Origin of the sequence: Micromonospora sp. M51 (assembly GCF_018070305.1) — a bacterium.
GTDB lineage: Bacteria > Actinomycetota > Actinomycetes > Mycobacteriales > Micromonosporaceae > Micromonospora > Micromonospora parva.
In genome coordinates this window covers 1-873 of record NZ_JAGPXZ010001305.1, presented here as the reverse complement: position 1 = coordinate 873, position 873 = coordinate 1, and the positions used below count along the sequence as shown (strand labels likewise).

Here is an 873-nt window from a genome sequence, read left to right as displayed (position 1 = left end):
GTCCACGTCGAAGGCCAGCCCGAGGGTCCCGACCCGGAACTCCTCGTCGACCGGAGTGTCCAGCGGCTCGTTGTCGCCGATCACCGGCGCCAGCTCGGGGAGGTCCACCCCGAAGCGACGCTGCGCCTCGGTGAGCAGCTCCTCCAGCTTCTCGGCGAGCAGGGACACCTGGACCTTCTCCAGCGCGACGCTGACCAGCCTGCCGCCGCCGCGGGCCTGCAGGAAGAACGTGCGCTCCCCCGGCGGCCCGACAGTCCCGGCGACGAACCGCTCCGGCGGTTCGAAGGCGTGCACCTGGTGGGTCATACCCACGACCCTATCCGGCCCGCCTGGGCACCGCGCACCCCACCGACGCGAATCGCCGCAGTGGCGGCGCGCCCGGCGTACCAGGGGCTGCACCCGGGCGTGGCGGGCGTTGACGCAGCGGCCGGGGGTGGTGTGGTGACCCGCCTCACCGCGACGCACCCGCCCCGCCGCCGACGGCCGCGTCCGAGTCGGCCACCCGGCTCGCGCGCCGACGCCGCTTGGCCGGGGGCGGCACCAGCGCCGTCAGGTCGCCGCCGGTGTCGTTGAGACGCACCAGAAACGGACGCAGCGGCGTGAACCGGATCGCCGTCACCGACGCCGGGTCGGCCACGATCCGCTGAAAGGCGTCCAGGTGTACGCCGAGCGCGTCCGCCACGATGGCCTTGATCACGTCGCCGTGGCTGCAGGCCAGCCAGACCGCCTCGGGCCCGTGTTCGGCGTTCACCCGGGCATCCCAGGAGCGCACCGCCGCCACGGCCCGCGCCGCCATCGCCGCCATCGCCTCCCCGCCCGGGAAGACGGCCGCGCTGGGGTGCTGCTGCACCACCGGCCAGAGCGGCTCCTTGG

At 75.0% G+C, this 873-nt stretch carries 2 protein-coding genes; both read right to left on the bottom strand.

What is annotated here, in order from left to right; all coding sequences use genetic code 11:
* Nucleotides 1-306 (bottom strand): DUF3090 family protein (locus KBX53_RS34450; protein WP_210863976.1); only part of this gene is annotated, 306 nt, incomplete at its 3' end.
* Nucleotides 307-451: 145 nt separating this feature from the next.
* Nucleotides 452-873, bottom strand: a 422-nt coding sequence (locus KBX53_RS34445; protein ID WP_210863975.1) for a histidine phosphatase family protein, incomplete at its 5' end; no start/stop codon positions are given.